At 42.3% G+C, this 21,523-nt stretch carries 7 protein-coding genes; all 7 read right to left on the bottom strand.

Features of this window, described 5'->3' with window-relative positions:
* Nucleotides 1–898: 898 nt before the first annotated feature.
* Nucleotides 899–3,331 (bottom strand): beta-propeller fold lactonase family protein, encoded by a 2,433-nt coding sequence (locus V7K62_RS12130; RefSeq protein WP_334864172.1) that lies wholly within the window; start codon nt 3,329–3,331, stop codon nt 899–901.
* A gap of 950 nt (nt 3,332–4,281) precedes the next feature.
* Nucleotides 4,282–8,580: a non-ribosomal peptide synthetase gene (locus V7K62_RS12125; protein WP_334864171.1), complete on the bottom strand. Its 4,299-nt coding sequence runs from the start codon at nt 8,578–8,580 to the stop codon at nt 4,282–4,284.
* Nucleotides 8,577–11,843, bottom strand: coding sequence for a non-ribosomal peptide synthetase (locus V7K62_RS12120; RefSeq protein WP_334864170.1), 3,267 nt, complete (start codon nt 11,841–11,843; stop codon nt 8,577–8,579). The genes V7K62_RS12125 and V7K62_RS12120 overlap by 4 nt, the downstream gene beginning before the upstream one ends.
* A gap of 66 nt (nt 11,844–11,909) precedes the next feature.
* Entirely contained in the window at nt 11,910–13,052 is a 1,143-nt protein-coding gene (locus V7K62_RS12115) for an acyltransferase family protein (protein WP_334864169.1), read from the bottom strand.
* 330 nt (nt 13,053–13,382) lie between these two features.
* Nucleotides 13,383–14,381, bottom strand: coding sequence for a hypothetical protein (locus V7K62_RS12110; RefSeq protein ID WP_334864168.1), 999 nt, complete (start codon nt 14,379–14,381; stop codon nt 13,383–13,385).
* Between the two features lie 89 nt (nt 14,382–14,470).
* Nucleotides 14,471–19,411 (bottom strand): aminotransferase class III-fold pyridoxal phosphate-dependent enzyme, encoded by a 4,941-nt coding sequence (locus tag V7K62_RS12105; RefSeq protein ID WP_334864167.1) that lies wholly within the window; start codon nt 19,409–19,411, stop codon nt 14,471–14,473.
* Nucleotides 19,412–19,414: 3 nt separating this feature from the next.
* Nucleotides 19,415–21,442: a non-ribosomal peptide synthetase gene (locus tag V7K62_RS12100; protein ID WP_334864166.1), complete on the bottom strand. Its 2,028-nt coding sequence runs from the start codon at nt 21,440–21,442 to the stop codon at nt 19,415–19,417.
* Between the last annotated feature and the right edge of the window lie 81 nt (nt 21,443–21,523).

Here is a 21,523-nt window from a genome sequence, read left to right as displayed (position 1 = left end):
TATCTCTTTTACTAACAGTGGCAGTGTTTGGTTGGATGCCGGCAGTGACAAGACTTCTGTGGAATTCAGGTGTTTAAATATGTAAAAGCACAGAGGGGAGGTTCGTCTAATTGCAGACCTGTATTTGTATCACACGGTTACGATTGTTATGCGTTTTTCAAAACAAAGCATAGTCTAAATAGATCGAGGACAAGTTATCACTTGGTTAACGCTACATAATTTATACAAACTTAAAATCAATATTTAGCATTGCAAGTATGGAAGATGGATACTCATCATCAAACTAAGACAGATCAAGGCGGTTGTTAAATTTAGCGTTGCATATTTTAATTTATGATAATCAACATGAAAGTATCACAAATGCTTTCCTAAGTAAATACCCTCATTAAGAATTATGTAATAAAAAAAACTTTAAATTTCGGAATTATTTTTTACAAATTTTTGAATATAGGGATTGAGAATATCACTAAGTAGGTGGGCGGGAAAATTTATAACTATGTCATTGCGAACGCAACGGAGTGGAGTGAAGCAATCGCAAGGTTGTCACCGCTTTTATTTTTCGTTACATAGTTAGGTTTATTTGTGCCTACCTACTTAATGGCGAAAGATAGTGAGCTTTTCTTGGTAAACAGCACCATACCTGATTTATAAAAGAATTATCCATCACTTTTTTGGGAGATTAATTTAATAAAAATTAACTGGAAAAGTAAAGGTGAAGATTTTGATCACCCTAGAGGAATCAACTATTAAATTTATGAAGTAAAGGCAAGAACTGCCTTCAGTAAATTTACTAGTTTAATTAATATCGAGTCCATCTAATCGCTATGCATAAAATAACCCCACCCCGCAACCGGGATGAGGTTGTTTGATTTTGCTAAGTAATTACTTGCATTGGATATTACGCAGCATTGACACTCAAATTTACTTGCACAATCACATCGTTGTAATCTTTGTCACCACCATTAGCTAAATCTTCAAAACCAAAAGTGTTATTTCCCAACAGTCGAATGTGATCTACCTTATCTGAGTTAGCACCCAAGAATGTGAAGTAAACATTCTTATTAACATTGCTATCGAGAATTGCATCGGGTTTACCATCTACAATAATAAATGGTGCAAACAAAGAATTAGGCCCAAAAGTGCCACTGTATTTTGCAGTACCTTGGTTGTCCACCGTCAAATCAATGCCTCCAACACGTCCACGCACAGCGGCTTCGGCGTAACCAGCCTGTCCAACGAGGATATCTGCTGTGCCATCGCCATTGGTGTCAATACCACCATTTTCATCAGCCACCTGATAGAAGCCGACAAAGTTGTTGTAAGATGCTTCTCGGTTGACTGCAAACTCAGCTGTTACTGATTGTGTCACACTCCGTAAATCAATCAGTTCGCCTTGAGATTTGCCTTGCAGACCAGTACCTAAAGATACCTCTTGATTGGTTGCTTGAATATTCACAACCAAATTCTGGAAGTTGAGAGAAAACCCTTCCTCTTCTGTGTTGGTATTGGTAGCTGAGGAAAAAACGACACTTGAGAAAGAGGTTTTTCCAGACAGTACAGCCTGAGTAGTACTGTTAGATACCATATAGAATCGGAGTTTGGTATTCGACTCAAATTCTAAGACGTTTTTCAGGTCGTCGTGCTTGAAACCCTTGGGGAGATTAGCAAGGGAGCAGAAAATCACCTTGGAGCGCAAAAGAGCAGCTTGTGTATAGCCTTCTGCACCAGGGGCTATGCCATCAATCTTACCTTCATCATCATCAACATTAAATACACACAGTTCATTCACCTCTTTAGAAGTGCTGGTTTTAATCTTGATTGAGATTTTTGCTTTATTGCCTTTAATCTTCAGCTTAGTCTTGACACTAAAGATATCGCCTGTAATTAATGTGAATAGACTAGTAGGAGCATTTTGATCGCTAACCCCAAGCGTAAATATATCACTAGCTTGCTCTCCAGTAATATCTTTAGCAGTGACTTTGATGTTTAGATTACCTACATCCTTATTTTTGGGAGTCCCACTGAAGGTAAGAGTAGTAGGATCGAATTTTAACCAAGTAGGCAGTACGCGATCATTTTCCAGAGTTGCAGTGTAAGTTAGGATGTCTTCAACATCCGCATCGCTAAAGGTGTCAACTGGAATGGTGAAGTTGAAGACACTATCTTCGGTGGTTTCTTGGTCAAGAATTTGATTTACCACCTCTGGCGCATGGTTGAAAGACGTACTAAACACCGCCACCGCCGAGTCATCATATCCAGCAGCATAGAAGTATTTTCCGTCGGGGCTGAGAGTTACAGAAATGGCACCACCAACTCCATCGACACCATTGGTACCATCTTTTTGAACTTCTACAAAACTCAGTTTGCCTGTTTGTTGATTGCGCTCAAACACCGCCACCGCCGAGTCCTGATATCCAGCAGCATAGAGGTATTTTCCATCGGGGCTGACGGTGACGGAGTAGACACCATCAAGCCCATCGACGCTGCTGATACCATCTTTTTGAACTTCCACGAAACTCAGTTGGCCTGTGGTTGTATCCCGCTCAAACACCGCTACAGCCGAGTCATTATATCCAGCAGCATAGAGGTATTTTCCATCAGGGCTAACAGTTACAGAAGCCGCACTAGCAAGCCCATCGACACCATTAGTACCATCTTTTTGAACTTCTACAAAACTCAGTTGGCCTGTGGTTGTATCCCGCTCAAACACCGCTACAGCCGAGTCATCATATCCAGCAGCATAGAGAAATTTGCCGTCGGGACTGACGATGACGGAGTTAGCACCACCAAGCCCATCGACACCATTAGTATCATCTTTTTGAACTTCTACAAAACTCAGTTGGCCTGTGGTTATATCCCGCTCAAACACCGCTACAGCCGAGTCATCATATCCAGATGCATAGAGAAATTTGCCGTCGGGACTGACGGTGATGGATTCAGCACCACCAAGCCCATCGACACCATTGGTATCATCTTTTTGAACTTCTACAAAACTCAGTTTGCCTGTTTGTTGATTGCGCTTAAACACCGCTACAGCCGAGTCATCATATCCAGACGCATAGAGAAATTTGCCATCGGGACTGACAGTGACGGAGTAGCTACTACCAAGCCCATCGACACCATTGGTATCATCTTTTTGAACTTCTACAAAACTCAGTTTGCCTGTGGTTGTATCCCGCTTAAATACCGCTACAGCCGAGTCATTATATCCAGCAGCATAGAGGAATCTGCCGTCGGGACTGACGGTGATGGAGTAGATACCACCAAGCCCATCGACACCATTGGTATCATCTTTTTGAACTTCTACGAAATTCAGGATTTTCTCGGTCACAATTTTTCTTATTAATGCTTACTATTTATTCGGCCAATTTATGAGATAAAATCAACAATTGACTTCAGCAAATTCACTAATTTAATTAATATCTAGTCCATCTAATGACCCAGGATCAAAAAATCTTACCCCTCTACCAGAATGAGGTTGTTTTATTTGGTTAAGTGATTATTTGAATTTAGTTTCTTTGTTAGCAAGGTAGAAACCACACATATTATTGTGTAAATCAGGGTAATATAGCAAAGTGCTGTTAGCGGATAGCTAGGGTTTAGCCCGTGCTGAGTATAAACCCAGTTATTTCAAGGCTTTGAGCAACCAACACTGTCCTAACATATCTGACTACAGCTATACCTCAGTAAATGAACTGAGTAAAGTCCAATTTAGGATTTATACAAAGACTAGACCTCTTGCAAAAGTCCATAACACCCCACCCCCAACCCCTGCCCGCTCTTCGGGAGGGGAGCGTTTGCTTTACTCAAATGCGGGGTGGGGTTCTTTATTTTTGATTTATGCAAGAGGTCTACTTTATTGGCGATCGCATTTACACATACAGCGTATTTCAGGTAAATGAAGTACAGGGGTAGGGGCACAACATGTTCATTGGTGTCAACTTAACGTCAAAGCAAGTCTAGAACTAGCTTTTAGATTACCTCCTTCCCTCGTTCCCAGTCTCCGACTGGGAATGCTCGTCCTTGAGGCTCCGCCTCTCTTACTGGCGGCAGAGCCGCCAGGAGCAGCATTTCTAGCCAGAGGCTAGAAACGAGGTTTTAAAGGAGTTTCAGCTTAAGTTGACACCAATGAACATCTTATGCCCCTACAATTATCTGTACCTCACGCCTGTTGTAATCTGCTGTATATAGTGGAAGTTATTAATCGCAAATAAAACAACCCCATCACGCAAGCGAGAAGAGGTTGGAAAACTATAACTATTTCTGCAAAATAGATGAATTTTAGATGTCTACAATAGCTCGATCTATACAAGCCCTCATCTTTTCAGATAGAGATCGGACATGGGGTTCTCTAAAAATAGAGTCGTGATTTCCTGGGACATTTTCAATATCCAAACCTCCTAAGACCATTTCACTCCAACCCATATTGGGATCAACCTCCCGTTTTTCCAATGCAAAGCGCTCTTCTGCTCGGAATACAGTGACTCGACCGGGATAAACTTGTAGAACGTATTCTCTGGCTGCCTGTTTATTGGCCTCTTCGATTGTTAATTTCCGGTAGTTATAAGGTACAGTTCGCCAGATTCTTAAGGAAAACTTAAACATAAATTTCCGAAAATTTTCTTGAAGTTTATACTTCAGCCAAGAGCCTTTGTTCCTGATTTGCTCAAGCACGTAATTAGGCCCAAGTTTTGCAAGGTTGTCCCAATGCTGAGAAACTCGCTTTTCTAATGGCGCTTGTTTAATATAATTTGGGCCAGTGGTATCAAATAAAGCTAACAAAGCTACTTTTTGACCTTGCCTTACTAGTTGTTGAGCCATTTCCCAAGCTACTAGTCCGCCAAAGGAGGAGCCACCCAAAAAATAAGGGCCTTCAGGTTGAATTGTTTGCATCTCTTTGATGTAATGAGCCGCCATTTCTGCAAGCTTGGTAAAGGGAGCGTCTTTCCCATTTAATCCTCGTGCTTGTAGTGCATAAAATGGCTGATTTGCACCTAAATAAAGTGATAAATCTCGGTAATAGAGGACACTTAAACCAATTGCATGGATACAAAATAGAGGTGGCTTAGAACCGTTGGGCTGCATTGGTACTAGTGATGACCAAGGTATCGATTTTACTGAGTTGATACTAGTACTACTCTCAACCTGATTATGGCTTTCTGGCAAAAACCCTTGCTGGCGAATAATATTAGTTAATTGCTCAATGGTTGAATATTGCAAGAGAATAGCTAAGGGCAGATTTAAGCCAAATGTCTTTTCAATCTGAGAAAACAGATGTACTGCAAGTAGTGAGTTTCCACCCAAATCAAAAAAGTTATCTTTTATGCCAATGGGATGAATACCTAAAATATTTTCCCAGATTTTAGCTAACTGAAGTTGTAATGGATCTTCTGCTGTGGCAAATGTTTTTTCTATTTTAGAATTAGTTGGATTCAGCGCAGATAAGGCTTGGCGATCAACTTGGTCGTTAGCATTCAATGGCAGAGAATCGACGATGAAAAAGGCAGAAGGCAACAAATGTTCAGGCAGCTTTTGCTGGAGAAAACTCAGCAGTTGCTCATTCCCAAAAGTCTCCCCTTGTTTGGGGACAACATAAGCAACTAAACGTTTATCCCCAGGAACATCTTCTTTGGCAATCACCACAGTTTTTTGCAGGCCTGGATATTGACCCAAAATTGTTTCAATTTCAGCCAACTCAATGCGAAAACCGCAAATTTTTACCTGATTGTCTAAGCGGCCCTGAAACTCAATATTGCCGTCACTTAAGTAGCGTCCTAAGTCACCAGTTCTGTAAAGGTATGCCCCAGATTCGCTGCTAAAGGGATTGGGGATAAATTTCTCAGATGTTAATTCGGGACGATTAAAGTAGCCTTGAGTAACACCGATACCGCTGATGTAGATTTCACCAGTAACGCCAATCGGGAGGAGTTGCGATCGCTGATCGAGAATGTAGATTTGGGTATTGGCGATCGCTCTTCCTATGGGAATTTCTGACTGAGTGTTACTGGCTTCGGTGGCAGTCTCCGGATCGTAAACCGTGGCGGTTAAGGTTGTTTCTAGCGATCCATAAGCATTCAACCAGCGTACTTGCTTGCCAACTTTTTCTACCCAAGTTAAATAAGTTTGGCGTGAGACTTTCTCACCACCAACTATGACTAAGCGCAAGCTGGCTGGTAAGGTTTGGGGAGATACAGATGGCTCTTTAACTAACTCATACCAAAAATAAGTAGGTAAATTGACAACGGTGATCTGTTGTTGAGCAATGAATGGGAAAAACTGCGTCGTCGAGTTTTGTAGCTCTTGAGACTGGAGAATTGCGGTAGCACCAGTAATCCAACTGGGGAAAAGTGATTCAATGAAAGTATCGCAACTGATACTAGGTATGAGTAATAGGCGATCGCTCTGGCTCAACTCCCAAGTTTCGCTAATTGCCAAACTGTGGGTGACAAGATTACGGTGGGTAATAGCTATACCGTTGGGTTTTCCCTTGCAGCCGGACACATACATCACACAGGCGAGAGTCTGATCTGTGGTATAATTATCTGGATTTTCAGTTGCGTGTAGGGCAATAACTTCCCAATCACTATCCAAACAGATAACTTGTGGCTGATGCTCAGAGAGTTTTTCAATCAATGAGCTTTGGGTTAATACCCAAGATATTTGGGTATCTTCTAAAATGAAAGCCAAATCATCTTTCCCAGATGTCGCAGCTATGGACACGTAAGTTCCCCCAGCTTTCAAAATACCCAACAGCCCCACAATCATCTCTAGGGAAGGTTCTACGTAAAGACCGACGAGTACCCCCGATTTTACCCCTAGAGTTTGCAAATAGTGGGCTAGTTGATTTGCACGCTGGTTGAGTTCCTGATAGGTTAGTTGCTGATTTTCAAAACTTACCGCAATATTATTTGGAGTTCCTTTAGCTTGAGTTTCAAACCACTGATGGATACAAATCTCCTGGGGATAGTCAGCTTGTTTGCCATTCCACTCAACTAACAATTGATGTCGTTCAGGTGCTGTTAACAGGGGTAATTCAGCAATCGACCGATCGGGATTAGCAACAATACCTTCGAGTAAAGTTTTGAAGTGTCCCAACATCCGCTCTGTGGTGCTGGCATCAAACATCTCGGCATTATAATCGAATACCATGCCCAGACCATTATCCTGTTCCCGCAAGACTAATGTCAGATCGTATTTGGTCTTGCCATGATAGATGTAGCCAAATAGAGAAGTGATAGTCAAATCAGGTAGTTGCACTGAGGCCATGCCACGACCATTCGACCAAGGAGGATTTAGGGAGAATTTTACCTGAAACAGGGGCGAGCTATTGCGACTTCGCTGTTCTGGTCTAAGTTCTTCAATTAGCTTTTCAAAGGGTAGGTCTTGATGGGTATAAGCCTCTAAACAATCCTTACGCACTCGGTCTAATAATTGTCGGAAAGTTGGGTTAAGGGCAAAGTTACTCCGCAGTACAAGAGTATTAGAAAAAAATCCAATCAGCCCCTCGGTTTCAACTTGTCCTCGACCTGCGCTTGCAAAGCTAATTAGTAGGTCTTCTTGTCCAGAATAACGGTAGAGCAATAGCTCGAATGCTGCCAGTAGAGTCATGAACAGGGTGACACCCCATTTTTGACTCATGTCTGTTAGGGCATGGTTCAGTGACTTTGATAGCAGCAGGGCCGCGCGATCGCCTCGATAAGTTTGCACGCTTTGAGGACGGGGGCGATCGTAAGGTAACTCAATGATCGGTAAATTGCCTTCTAGCTTTTGCTTCCAGTAGTTTACCTGTGACTCTAAAACCTCTCCCTGGAGCCATTGATATTGCCAATTGGTAAAATCAGCATACTGCACTGGTAAGGGAGTTAAAGGAGAAGTTTTTCCCGCCGACAATGCTTTATAGATGGTAACGAGGTCTTGATAGAACAGATCGGATGAAGCACCATCACAAACTATACAGTGCATATTCCAAATTAGCAGATGTTCGCGATCGCTAAAGCGCAGCAATAACACCCGCAAAATCGGCCCATTCGCTAAATCAAAGGGTTGATGAGCTTCTTTAGTTGCCAGTAGGTAAGCTTCCGCCTCTCGTTGTTCATCTGGTACTTGCTGCAAGTCAATTATTGGCAATGTCAAGGAGACATCGGTGGCAATTACTTGAGTAGGCTTTCCATTCACTGCTGGAAAAGTTGTCCGCAGGACTTCATGGCGACGGACGACTTCTCTTAAACTTTCTTCTAAGACAGCAACATTCAGATTCCCGGTAAAACGCACCACAACCGGCATATTATTTGAGGAACTATCAGGTTCAAACTGATGGAGGAACCATATCCGTTGCTGACCAAAGGAAAGCGGCAAGTTGCCATTCCGTTCACAAGCGACAATTGGGGGAATCTGTGAACTGGCGGCTGTGGCAATTTGTCGGAGAAAGTTGATGATTTCGGCTTTTTGAGTTTTTAACTCGGTGAGCAATTCTGGTGTGAGACTATCTTTTGCCGCCCGATAGCGTAAGCGTTCGCCCTCTAGCCAAAGTTTGACATCGCGCTGACGTAGCTCAGATAGTAGTTCATTTAATGTTTTCATAGCTCACCTTCCTCGTAATCATCAGCTGTTTCACTCTCAGCAGCCTGAACACCTTGGGTTGCCCACCGCAGAGTTTCCACTCGTTCAGCCAAATCTGCTACCGTTGGTAATTCAAATAAATTGGACATGAGAATTTCTGCTTGCAAGGCTTGGCGCAGTCGAGAAACCACTTGAATTCCTAGTAGAGAATATCCACCCAATTCAAAAAAGTTGTCGTTAATCCCAACCTGCTTGACATTAAGAACCTGCGCCCAGATATCTGCAATCTGCTGCTCAATGGGAGTGCGAGGCGCTACATAATTTGCCTCCAGTTCTGGGCGGGAAGCATCAGGCTGTGGCAATGCCTGGCGATCGACTTTGCCATTGGGGGTTAACGGCATAGCTTCCAGTGCCATAAAAATCGTTGGCACCATAAAGTCAGGAAGCTGTTGTTTCAAGAATCGACGCAACTGCGAAATCACTTGCAAGCTATCTTGACCAGTTTCCGCGACAATATAACCGACTAGACTAGTCTCATTAGGAATGTCTTCTCGAACAATTACAAGGGCTTCTTTTACTTCTGGATGTTGCAGGAGTGCGGTTTCAATTTCACCCAATTCTATGCGGAAACCACGCAGTTTTACCTGATAGTCGATACGACCCAAGTATTCTATATGTCCATCTGGTAAATAACGAGCCAAATCTCCAGTTTTGTATAAGCGCGATTCCGGGTTTGAACTGAAGGGATTAGAAATAAATCTCTCAGCAGTCAGTTCGGGACGATTCAGATATCCCCTTGCTAGTCCTTCGCCACCAATATACAACTCACCTGATATACCAATGGGAACGGGTTGTAAATGAGAGTCTAAAATGTAGATTTGCGTATTAGCTAGAGGGCAACCAATGCCTATTGCTTTATTTGCCGTTGTCACCTTGTAGCCTGTTGACCAAATCGTTGTTTCTGTAGGCCCGTAGAGGTTCCACAGACAAGCTCCCTTCGGTAATAATTGATTTGCGAGGTCTCTAGGTAAGGCTTCGCCCGTGGAAATCATTTTGAGTTGAGGACTACCTTGCCATCCGGCTGCCAGTAATAGCCGCCAAGTAACTGGTGTCGGTTGCATAAAGGTTGCGCCGGAGGTGATTAGCGTTTTTAACAGTTGAGTGCCATCAGCCGCAACTTCACGGCTTACCAAAACCAACTTCCCACCTACAGACAGGGGTAGAAAAATTTCTGCAACGGCAATATCAAAGGATAGGCTAGTAACAGAGAGGAGAGTATCTTCAGCGGTTAAACCGGGTTCTTGAGCGATCGCATTCAGGAGATTAACAGCACTCTGATGTTGAATTTGAACGCCTTTCGGTTGACCTGTCGAGCCAGATGTATAGATGACGTAGGCTAAGTTATGGGAAGTGACGTTATGTGTTGGGTTATCCAACCCATATTCTATGGATTGCCAGTTGCTATCAAGGCAAACAATCTCTGCTTGATGGTTGGGTAGCGCTTTCTTTAGCTTCTCCTGCGTTAGTACCACTGACACCTGAGCATCTTGCAGCATGAAAGCTAAACGTTCTTGAGGATAAGCATAATCTAACGGTACGTAGGCTCCCCCAGCTTTGAGAATGCCTAAAACTCCTACAACCATTTCCAAGCTGCGCTCGACACAAAGACCAACCAGAACCTCTGTCCCGACTCCTAAGCTTTGGAGATAATGGGCTAGTTGATTGGCTCGCTGATTCAGTTCGCGGTAGCTAATTTGTTCATCTTCAAAAACTACAGCGATCGCATCTGGAGTTTTCTCCACTTGAGTTTCAAATAACTGGTGAATGCAGATATCTTGGGGATAAGCTGTTTGAGTATTGTTCCATGTTGCTAATAACTGTTGCTCAACTGCTGGCAAAATTGGCAATTTAGCAATAATTTGATTTGGGTTAGCAACTATGCCCAATAACAAAGTTTCAAACTCTGCCATGCGGCGGCGGATAGTGTCAGCGTCAAATAAATTAGTGTTGTACTGACATTCCAGAATAAGTTCACCATGCGATTCCGTAGCATTGATAAACAGTTCAAAATTCTCGAATGCGCGGGGATTGGAGAAAAATTCTACCTCTAACCCAATAAAGGGAAGTTGATCGCTGTCTAAGGCTTGATCGACATTAAATATAATTGGTACTAAAGGAATGCGGCTAGAATCCCGTGGTAATACTAATTTTTTGACCAGACTGCCAAAGGTAAATTGTTGATGGTCATAAGCATCTAAGACAGCCGATCGCCGCATTTGCAAGTAGTCACTGAAAGATTTTTCGCCATTAATCTGGCTACGCAAGGGTAGTAAATTTACACAGTGACCTACGAGATTATATTGCCCTAAAGCAGCTTGTCCGGCGGCTGGAATACCTACAACTAAGTCGTTTTGTCCTGTGAGACGGTGCAGCCAGACCTCGAATCCTGACAAGATGGTGGTCATAAAGCTACAACCGAGTTTTATCCCTAGTTGTTTGAGATTGGCAACTAGTTCGGGATTTAAATGCCAATCTTCGCGGGTAGCGTTAAAGGTTCTGAGTGGGGGACGGGGGCGATCGCTAGGGAAATCTAGTACAGGTACGGAGTCAGCGAATTGTTGTAACCAGTATTGTTCTGTGGCGATCGCTTCTGGACTATCCGCCTCTTCTTCCTGTAAAGTCGCATATTCACTTAAATTGTCTGGTTCTTCCAGTTCAGGAACAATTCCCTGTTGTAAGCCAGAATAAAGTTTACCCAAATCTGGCATTAGCACTGCCCAAGACCAACCATCACAAATAATATGATGGGCTGTCAAAAGAACTAGATGCTCCTGCGGCTGCAATTTGACAATTTTTGCCCGAAATAGAGGCCCATGTTCCAAATCAAAAGGTTGCTCTACCTCTTGTCGCCAGATCGTAGCTAATTTTTCCTGTTGTTCCTGTGGTTCCAGGTTAGAAAGTTCAATAATCGGGATTTCAATTTGCCGATAAGCAACAATGCAGAGTGTATTGCCATCTGTGCTAAAAGTTGTTCGTAGTGCTTCATGACGTTGTACTAACTTTTTCACCGCAGATTGGAAAACTTTGACATCAAGTTCGCCTTTTAGTCGCAGAGATTGAGACTCGTTATAAGCACAATTGGCAGCATCCCCCATTTGCACAGAAGCCCAAATTTCTTTTTGTGATTCTGTCGCAGGGGCGGTTAGAAGTAATTCTCCATCTGCAAATGGATCAAAATCAACCGCAGTTAATGTGGATTGGTAATCTACAGGTGATAAGGTCATAAAAGTTTATTATTTTCTCAATTTATTGAATGTGGTTAAATCTCAATCTTTTTTTTAATCCTGACTTTAAATACCTTGTTTACCCAAGATTGTAGACTTTAAAAAATTACGTGTAGGAACTTCTACAAATCTATATGTCAATGATGCAGCCAGTAAGATAATCATAAGAAATACTCCTAAAGATGTCAATGCTTGATATTCTGTGAATCCTTTACCAAAAGCATCGTGAAATTGATAAAACCAGAAAAATTTTAACAATTCTTGAAAAAACCAATGAACCATATAAATTGAGTAAGATATAGTACCGATATATAGCATTAACTGTGAATTTAAAATTTTTGCGATCGCACTATTGTTGTTGATAGATACAGCTAAAATCAGTAGAGAGAAAGCTGGTAAAATTAGCCAATCATGAAGGTTACGAAAATGATGCCAGTAATAATGCATAATCATAGTTATCCAAGTTATAGCTATAATTGCCAGTAAATTAAGATTGAAATATTTTTTATAATTACCTCTACGATATACTTTGTAAGTTATAATACCAAGGACGCATTCTAGCCCGCATCTAGCTATCGAAGGTATGCCAATAATAGTATCTAAATTGCCACGGGTAAAGGTGATTAGTAGTAATATAGCCAAGAGAGTAAAAATATAAATTACCAAATCATTTTTGATGTTATTCCTTAATAAAAATAATAATAGAAATGGAAATATACAGTAAATAAAAAACTCTACGCTAATTGACCAAGCAGGTTCATTCCAATAGGTATCACACCAGAATAAAGGTTGGCATTTTAGGTCGAATGCTTGTAAAAGAAAAATATTGGCAAAAAGAGCAGTTAAGTTAAATTTACCAGTGAAGGCAGAAGTGTTTAGTAAGAATAACTTGACAATTTCTAATCCAATAAACAGAGAAATAATAAATATATGCAGAGGATAAATTCTAGCAAAGCGTGAGAATAAATACGCTCGATAGTGATTTAAACTTACTTTTAAATAAAAATCTTCTGCATAAACGTGGGTCATGATAAAACCACTTAGAATAAAGAAAAAATCAACCCATAAATATCCATTTTTAAAAAAATCGCTATAGGCTGATAATGTTGAACCTGTTTTCGGCAAACCGTAGTAAGAAAAATGGTGTACAACAACAACCAAGGCGGCAATACCGCGTAGAGAAGTGAGCGATTTGATGTGTTTATACATTGATATTTTTGGTTTTAATTTTTACCTATAGCAATCCGATCTGAGTTGTGAAAATTATTTTTTAACGTAGATGCGTATTTGTTTGCTGTAGGCTACCGCGAAGGATGTAACGATCGCAGACTCTTGCATAGAAACAAGCTACGCAGAGCGTCTAAAAAAGAAGATTTCACAAATGATTTAGAATTGCTATAGAACACCGATTCAGTATTTATAGCGGTTCTCAGTTGAGTGAGATACAAGAACCCCACCCCCAACCCCCTCCCCGCTCTTCGAGAGGGGGCTATGTAGGAAACGCTATAGGCTAATTAATAATTAGTCAGTTTATAAAATTTAGATTTTTTTCATAATCTTGTTGGTAAATTGCTTTAGTCTTCCCTCAATGGATTTGAGTCTTAATACACCAGAGCGCAGTATCATAAATTTACTTTTCGGTTGGCGATCGGATAGAAGATCCAGAGCAAAAATTTTGATCCGGTCTTTTAGGGCAGACTTACCTGGTGGAGTAGGTTCCAATCCCAGTCTGCGTAAATAACTGTTGACTTGATATATTCTGGCTTTGAGATCGTAAGGTCGCAGATAAAAGAGGATACTCAAAGCCACAGAGACATTATTACCATTTTTGGCCCAATGGGGTGCCAGTATTGGATGATGGAGTCCCTTACCTGGTTGCAAATGGTAAACCTTTGCTTTATTCTGATTTTCCTCTCTATAATTTGCGACATTCAGGTCGCCTACATAAAATTTTTCAATCTCCTCTTCGCTCAATACAGAACGATCGTTTTGATTGAAGAGGCTCATATCTTTTTCGCCCTGAATTTGAAACAGGAAATTCAACTCACTATCGATGTGGTAAGGTGTAATAGAATTTGGAGAACCAATAAAGATGTAAGCACCTAGCCACGTCATTTGCTTCCGAAGGGGTTTACCTGTAAGAGTTTTGAGTTCAGTTATAATCTGGTTGAGCAAGGCGGCATATTCTGGGTCTACTTGAACATCTTCAAGCATTACCCAAGAATCTGATTCTCCAATATGTGCGATCGCCTCGCTAATTTGCTTGATTCCAGGTCGATGATTCCACTTTTGCTCAACAGGGACTTTGCTGATATAAGACTGAATTTTATTTGTTCTTCCCTGACTTAAGATAGTATTTGCCAGCTCAACTAAGCGGGGGATCTCAAACAAAGGGTGTCCCGCAAGGTTATGCGAAAACATGAAGTGAGAAGAGTTGAAGTTTTCTCGGAAGTTTGAAATATCAGTTTCAATGATTTGTTCAGGAAGCTTCGGATCGGACTTAATAGAACTCGGTTCAAGTAGATTATCAACTGACATACAAAACCTGGATGGATGAGTATTTACTATTTGCAAAAATTACTGACGCAGACTATAATTTCTGTGCAATTGCTTTTTTTACAACACTTTCAGGAAACACTAGCAACTTGTAGGTATTTACCAGGTCGCTCTGTATCGGGGATATACCAAGCGGGGTTTCCTTGGGGATCTCGTCCTAATTTGGCATTAGATTGCGGAGGACGATTACGTAAACTGTTATTGGTAACTTCGCGGTTTGTTACTTCTATGGGCGGTGCAGACAAGAAGCCAGCAGACTGCATTTCGGCAATACTTTCTTTAAAGGCTGCCATTACGAAAGCTAGATCGGCTTCGGAATGGGCTGTCGTCAAGAAGCAAGGACGGTGATCCCAAGTATGCACTCCCTTATCCCGCAGCAAGTAAAACAGTAAATCTCCGTAGGGAAACTCTGGTGCAGATTTCACCATGAACAGGGAGCCGAAATTATAAGCTGTGAACGGAGCTTGAACTTGCTGGAAATAGCCCATAAGTTCCGCTACAAACTTATCGGTTCTGGCATTAAGATTTTGCTGTAAGCTGGGGCCACTCTGTTTTAAATGCTGAAGTACTGCTTTGGCGGCTGCTAGTGCTAAAGGATGGCGGACGAAAGTGCCGGCGAAGTAAGTCACGCCTACTTCAGGAACGGAGTCATCGCCAAACTGCCAAAACCCACCATCTAAAGCATCCATATATTGTGATTTGCCAGCAATGACTCCAATTGGTAGCCCACCGCCCACAATCTTACCGTAGGTTGCTATGTCCGCCTTTATACCGAAATGTGCCTGAGCGCCACCTGGATGAATTCTGAATCCGGTAACGATTTCATCAAAAATCAGGGCAATACCAGCTTTCTCCGTGAAATCACGCAATTGCTGGAGGAATTCTTTGGGCTGGTATTCAGGGCGACGGCTTTGCACAGATTCCACCATCACTGCTGCTAACTCATCAGCCCGATTTCTGAGGATTTCTAGAGACTCAGGCGAATCATAGTCCACTACCAAAATGTTCTCTACCATTTCGGGTGGGATACCAGGAGCAGCGGGAATTGACCGAAGTTTTTTTGTACCCCGAACAATTACTTCATCTAAAATACCGTGATAAGCTCCAGAAAAGATGGCGATTAAGTTACGCCCTGTGATGGTGCGTGCCATCCGCATCGCTCCCAGAACTGCTTCCGAACCTGTGTTGCAAAAGGCCGCTCGGTCAAAGTTGGTTAACTCACACATTAGCTTTGCCACTTCTCCAACTAATGGAGTCTGTGGTCCAATTTCCATACCGAGTTTCAGTTGTGCTTCAATTGCTTCGGTAATGAAAGGTGGCGACCAACCAAACAAATTCAAGCCAAAGCCATTGCTTAAATCGACATATTCATTGCCATCAACATCCCAAAGTTTAGAACCTGATGAACGAGACACCACGATGGGATAAACCATCTCTTTCATTGTCGGGTTAAAGCCAGAAACAGTTCTTGGATCTGCCAAATAAGGGCGATGAGCTTGAGTAAATTCTTTGGATTTTTGAGTCCGTTGTGTATATCTTTGAATAATTTTGTCTAGATGAGTGCGTTGTTGCGCTGTCAGAGTTTTAGTTTGGGTCTTTTCAATTCGAGCCGCCGCACCAAATGCTTTTTTGGCACCATTTGACTCTGTGTCTACCGATGCTGATTCTTTGCTGGTTTGGGTTGGGGGAATAGAAGATACAGCATTTTGTGGCTTGACACCATTATTTTGAGATGTCGCCGCAGGTACAACTGGGATTGTTAGAGATTGACTGTTATTACCCAATAGCGCCAATTGCTGGCTCATGATTTGTAGCTGCTGATTAATCACATTTTCTAGGAAACTGGATGCAGCAGGTTGGGAAGAAATCTGAGGTGCAGATCCATTTGTATGAACTTCATGCACTACCAAAGTGGGTGATGTAGTTACAGGTGTTGCTAATGGTATTTCTGGAGTTGGTTTTGCAACGGTTTCTATTAATCCTAATGCGGATAAAGTTTCGGGAGACAAGGCTGAATTGATAAAGTCAGCCAGTGTTCCTAAATTGGGGTAAATTTCTAGTAACTGCCTAAGTGTGACTTTGACTTTAAATTTTTTCTTTAACGCTAGTCCGACTTGGGTCAAAGATAAGGAATCTAATCCCATTTCTAAAAACGTTGTGGAGTCGTCAACACTAGCGATTTCCAATCCTGAAGTTTCTTCGATAACTTCTTTGAGCAGTGGAATGAGCTTTTGCTGAGGGAATGTTGTCATAGTTTGGGCCTTTTCTAATAATTGGGGATTTAAAAGTTTAGGAGTTGCTGCGCGATTGGGATGAGGTGGAGGATCAATCCAGAAGCGTTGGCGTTCAAAGGGATAAGTAGGCAGGGGAATTCGTTGTCGCGTTTCCCTTTGATAGAAGTTGCTCCAGTCAATAGATACTCCTGCTAGCCACAGTTGTCCTACTGCCTTGAGTAATGCCGTCCATTCCGTTTCGTTCTCAGCGTTATCACCCAGAGAAGGAATCGCTATCTGTTGTTTAATATCTTTTGCTTGTTGGCGGGCTAAAGTCGTAGTTGTGATTCGTGGCCCCACTTCTAACAGTAGGCGTTCTGGCTGCTGCCACAGGGTTTTTATGCCCTCCGCAAATCGCACAGTCTGACGCAGATGTGTAGCCCAATACATCGGATCGGTTGCTTGCTGGGCTGTAATCCAGTCGGCGGTAACTGTGGATACAAAGGGAATTTGGGGTGGCGATAATTTAACCTTTCCAACTACCTCAGCAAAGGGGGCAATGATACTATCCATCATTGGGGAGTGGAAAGCGTGGGAAGTGTGTAAATGGCGACAAACAACTTCTTCGCTTTCTAATTGTTTTTGCAGAGCCGCGATCGCCTCTGTGGGGCCAGAAACTACACACAGGGATGGGCCATTAATTGCGGCGATCGCTAGTTCTGCACTCAATCGCGGCTCTACCTCTTTGGCTGGTAGGCGCACTGAGAGCATTGCCCCTTCTGGTAACTCCCACATGAAGCGCCCGCGAGTTGCAACCAACATCAGCGCATCTTCTAAGGTAAATACACCCGCAATACAAGCGGCGACAAATTCGCCAATACTGTGGCCAATCATGGCTTGGGGCTTGACTCCCCAACTTTGCCACAGTTGCGCTAAAGCGTATTCAATAACGAATAATGCTGGTTGGGTAAAGCAAGTTTGCCGTAGGGAAATAGCCGCAGTTTCGCGTAGGCGTAGCCCGCCGTAGGCATCGCCTGGTGCAGGATAGATGATTTCTCGTAAATCCCTACCCAACAAAGGTTTAAGGATTTCAGCACATTCATCTACTGCCTCCTGAAACACAGGTTCGCAGTTGTAGAGATTTAGTCCCATGTTCACATATTGCGATCCTTGTCCGGGGAACATAAAAACAACGGCTGGATTGCGGATTTCTGTATGCCGGGTATTTACTTGATTTGGATCTAAAGATTGCAGCGCTGCGATCGCATCTGTGATATCGTGACAAACTATACTGCGTCGGTAGTTAAAAGCTTTGCGCCCTCGCTGTAAAGTATAGGCTACATCAGCTAAGTTAATTTCGGCATTGTACTGTAAATGTTGCTGCAAATTTGCTGTTGCAGCTTCTAAAGCTTTACTAGTTTTTGCCGAGAGTAGCAATAGCTGCTGTGGACGCGAAGATCCTGAACTTTGGATTTGTGGCGCTTCTTCTAGCACAATATGAGCATTAGTCCCACCGACACCAAAAGAACTCACACCAGATCGTCGCGGAGCTTCACCTTCTAACCACTCAGCTAGTTTGGTATTGACATAAAAGGGGCTGTTGGCAAAGTCAATTTTGGGGTTGGGAGCCTCAAAATTTAAACTAGGTGGAATCTTTTTATAATGCAGGGCAAGAGCGGTTTTAATTAACCCTGCTACTCCCGCCGCCGCAACTAAATGTCCAACATTGCTTTTAAGAGAGCCGATGGCACAAAATTGTTTAGCAGCTGTATGTACACGAAATGCTTGCGTCAGCGCTTCAATTTCAATCGGGTCGCCTAAAGGTGTAGCTGTACCGTGAGCTTCAATATAAGAGATAGTTTCGGGGTGAAAGTTGGCATCAGCTTGCGCCATTGCAACGGCCTCTGCTTGTCCGTCTACACTGGGAGCGGTAAAGCTCACCTTATCAGCGCCGTCATTATTTATACCACAACCCTTAATTACAGCATAGATGCGATCGCCATCATTGAGTGCATCTTCTAAACGCTTCAGGACAACCACCCCTGCGCCATTGTTGAACATTGTGCCCTGAGCGCTGACATCAAAGGGACGACAATGCCCATCTCCAGACAGCATACTGCCTTCTTGAGCCATATAACCGCTGTTTTGGGGTGTAGTCATAGATACACCACCAGCTAAAGCTATATCGCACTGATAGCTGCTTAAGGCTTGGCAAGCCTGAATGACTGCTACCAAAGAAGTGGAACAGGCTGTATTGACGCTGACGGCTGGGCCTTTGAGGTTGAGCTTGTAAGCAGCACGGGTTGTCAAAAAGTCTTTTTCATTGGCTAACATCGTCTGGAATTCACCGATGCGATCGACAATTTCCATGCGTCCAGAAATGTGGTTAGCAAAATAAGTATTTTGACCGCACCCAGCGTATAAACCAATCAAACCCTCAAAAGACTCTGATTCATAACCAGCATTTTCTAAAGCTTCATAAACCAACTCTAGAAAAACTCTCGCCTGTGGGTCCATCACCACAGCTTCTAGTGGATTAATGCCAAAGAAAGCAGCATCAAAAGTTTCTCCCCCAGGAATAATTCCTCTAGCTTTTACGTAGCTAGGATCTTTGCAAAGGTTTGGGTCAATACTAGGATCTAGTTCTTCATCTTGAAAAAAAGTCGTTGACTCTAATCCCTCACACAGATTGCGCCAAAACTCATCGACATTTCCAGCGCCAGGAAATCTTCCTACCATGCCAATAATGGCAACACCATCAATAGGATCTTGGTTGTCGGATGCTTGCATATTTACCATTGCTTAAACACCTTGTTGATGATTACGGCGACGAGTTCGAGCTGCTTGTTGGCGTTGGGCGCGATTTTGCAGCTTGTCAGAAGACGGTTGGCTATTCTGGTTTGAATGCAAATAGTTTGCTAAAGAGCCAATTGTTGAATATTGAAATAGTTTCACAGCAGATAGCTCAATATTAAGTTGCTGTTGCACTCGCACAGCAACTTGCAAAATTGAGATTGAAGTTGCTCCCAAATCAAAGAAATTATCATCAATCCCAACGCGATCTATTTTGATCAGTTCGGACAAAATACCTGCAAGCAGACGCTCTAAATCGCTTTGGGGAGAAATATAAGCTTGTTCGAGTTGCGGACGTTCTCTACTTGGTGCTGGCAATTTATGTCTATCTACTTTGCCATTTGCAGTCAAAGGCAGTGATTCTAAGATCACAAACGCCGATGGCACCATGTAATTAGGTAGTCGCTGCTGTAAGAAACCACGTAATTTATTGTGCGTATAACTACGGTTATAGTGAGGAACAATATAAGCTACTAACTGCTTTTCACCTATTTCGTCCTGACGAGCTAAAACGACAATTTCCCGAACGTCAGGATGTTGTGCAATTTCTCGCTCAATTTCCCCTAGTTCAATTCGGAAACCGCGAATTTTTACCTGATTGTCAATCCGACCTAAGAACTCGATATTGCCATCTGGAAGATAACGAGCTAAATCTCCAGTCTTGTAAAGGCGCGTTGTTAAATTACTATCAAAGTAGTGATAAATAAATTTTTCGGCAGTTAAATCTGGACGGTTTAAATAGCCTCTAGCTAATCCATCACCACCAATGTACAATTCGCCAGCTTCTCCAATTGATACTGATTGCAGGTTGTGATCTAATATATAAACTTGGGTATTAGCAATTGGGCGGCCAATCGGAATCGAAACATCTGGTGGTAGTGGCGCTGTTATAGAATGGCAGCAGGTAAAAGTTGTATTCTCAGTTGGCCCATAACCATTAATTAGCTGACAGTTCTCTACTGTTTGCAGAAACTTCTGCACATGGGGAACAGATAAAACATCGCCACCCGCTAAAAGTTGACGCAAGGATTTTAAAGCATCAATTTTTTCATCCACTATCAGGTGGAATAAACCGGCTGTCAGCCAAAGAGTAGTAACTTTATATTGCTGAATAATCTGCCCCAATTCTTCTAAAGATGGTGTATGAGGAGGGTAAATTACTAATCGCCCGCCGTTAAGTAAGCAACCCCAAATTTCAAAAGTGGAAGCGTCGAAGGAAATAGGAGCAAGTTGCAGAATTACTTCTTCAGCCGTGAGGTGAGCATAATTAGTTTCTTTGACTAACCTAACTACACCACGATGGATAACGCTAACACCCTTGGGTGTACCTGTAGAACCTGATGTATACATGACATAAGCCAAGTTGTCAGCAGTGACGGTAGTGCTTAGGTTCTCTTTTTTATTTTGGGCGATTGTATTCCAATCTGCATCTAGGCAAATAACAAATGCTGTATGAGTAGGTAATTTGGCAACTAGTTCTTTTTGAGTTAATAGTACTGATACCTGAGTATCTGACAGCATGAAAGCTAAACGTTCTTGTGGATACCCTGGATCTAATGGTATGTATGCTCCACCTGCTTTGAGGATAGCTAAAAGTGCTACAACCATTTCTAAGGAGCGCTCTATACAGATGCCTACAAGAGTTTCTGCGCCTACCCCCAGAGATTGCAGATGTTGTGCTAGTTGATTAGCACGAATATTCAAATCTCTATAGGTGAGATGCTGATTATTAAAGATTAATGCTACAGCATCAGGTGTTTTCTCTACTTGTGCTTCAAACAACTGATGAATACACGCTTGCTGAGGATAATCAGTTTGAGTATGATTCCACTGTAACAGTAGGTGTTTTTCGGATTTTTGCAAAATAGGTAATATTAAATTATCTCGTTCTAAGTTATTTTGTGATAATGAGGTTTGACCCTCAGTTGCCAGTAAGTCATTTTGATTTTGAGCCAATGAATTAGTTATTAGTTTCATATTGAACTGGAAGCAAAATAATATTTTTACAAAATGTGTATTTTTTAAGTATTACTGCATTTTTAACTCAACAAATTTATG

The organism is Nostoc sp. (assembly GCF_036917935.1).
Taxonomy (GTDB): Bacteria; Cyanobacteriota; Cyanobacteriia; order Cyanobacteriales; family Nostocaceae; genus Nostoc.
The sequence above is the reverse complement of the archived record's forward strand: the minus strand, read 5'-3'. Positions and strand labels throughout refer to the sequence as shown.

Excerpts from the sequence above, each read along its gene's own strand:
- V7K62_RS12115 (WP_334864169.1), bottom strand. The coding sequence starts at position 13,052 with ATGTATAAACACATCAAATCGCTCACTTCTCTACGCGGTATTGCCGCC.
- V7K62_RS12105 (WP_334864167.1), bottom strand. The coding sequence starts at position 19,411 with ATGGTAAATATGCAAGCATCCGACAACCAAGATCCTATTGATGGTGTT.
- V7K62_RS12110 (WP_334864168.1), bottom strand. The coding sequence starts at position 14,381 with ATGTCAGTTGATAATCTACTTGAACCGAGTTCTATTAAGTCCGATCCG.
- V7K62_RS12125 (WP_334864171.1), bottom strand. The coding sequence starts at position 8,580 with ATGAAAACATTAAATGAACTACTATCTGAGCTACGTCAGCGCGATGTC.
- V7K62_RS12120 (WP_334864170.1), bottom strand. The coding sequence starts at position 11,843 with ATGACCTTATCACCTGTAGATTACCAATCCACATTAACTGCGGTTGAT.
- V7K62_RS12100 (WP_334864166.1), bottom strand. The coding sequence starts at position 21,442 with ATGAAACTAATAACTAATTCATTGGCTCAAAATCAAAATGACTTACTG.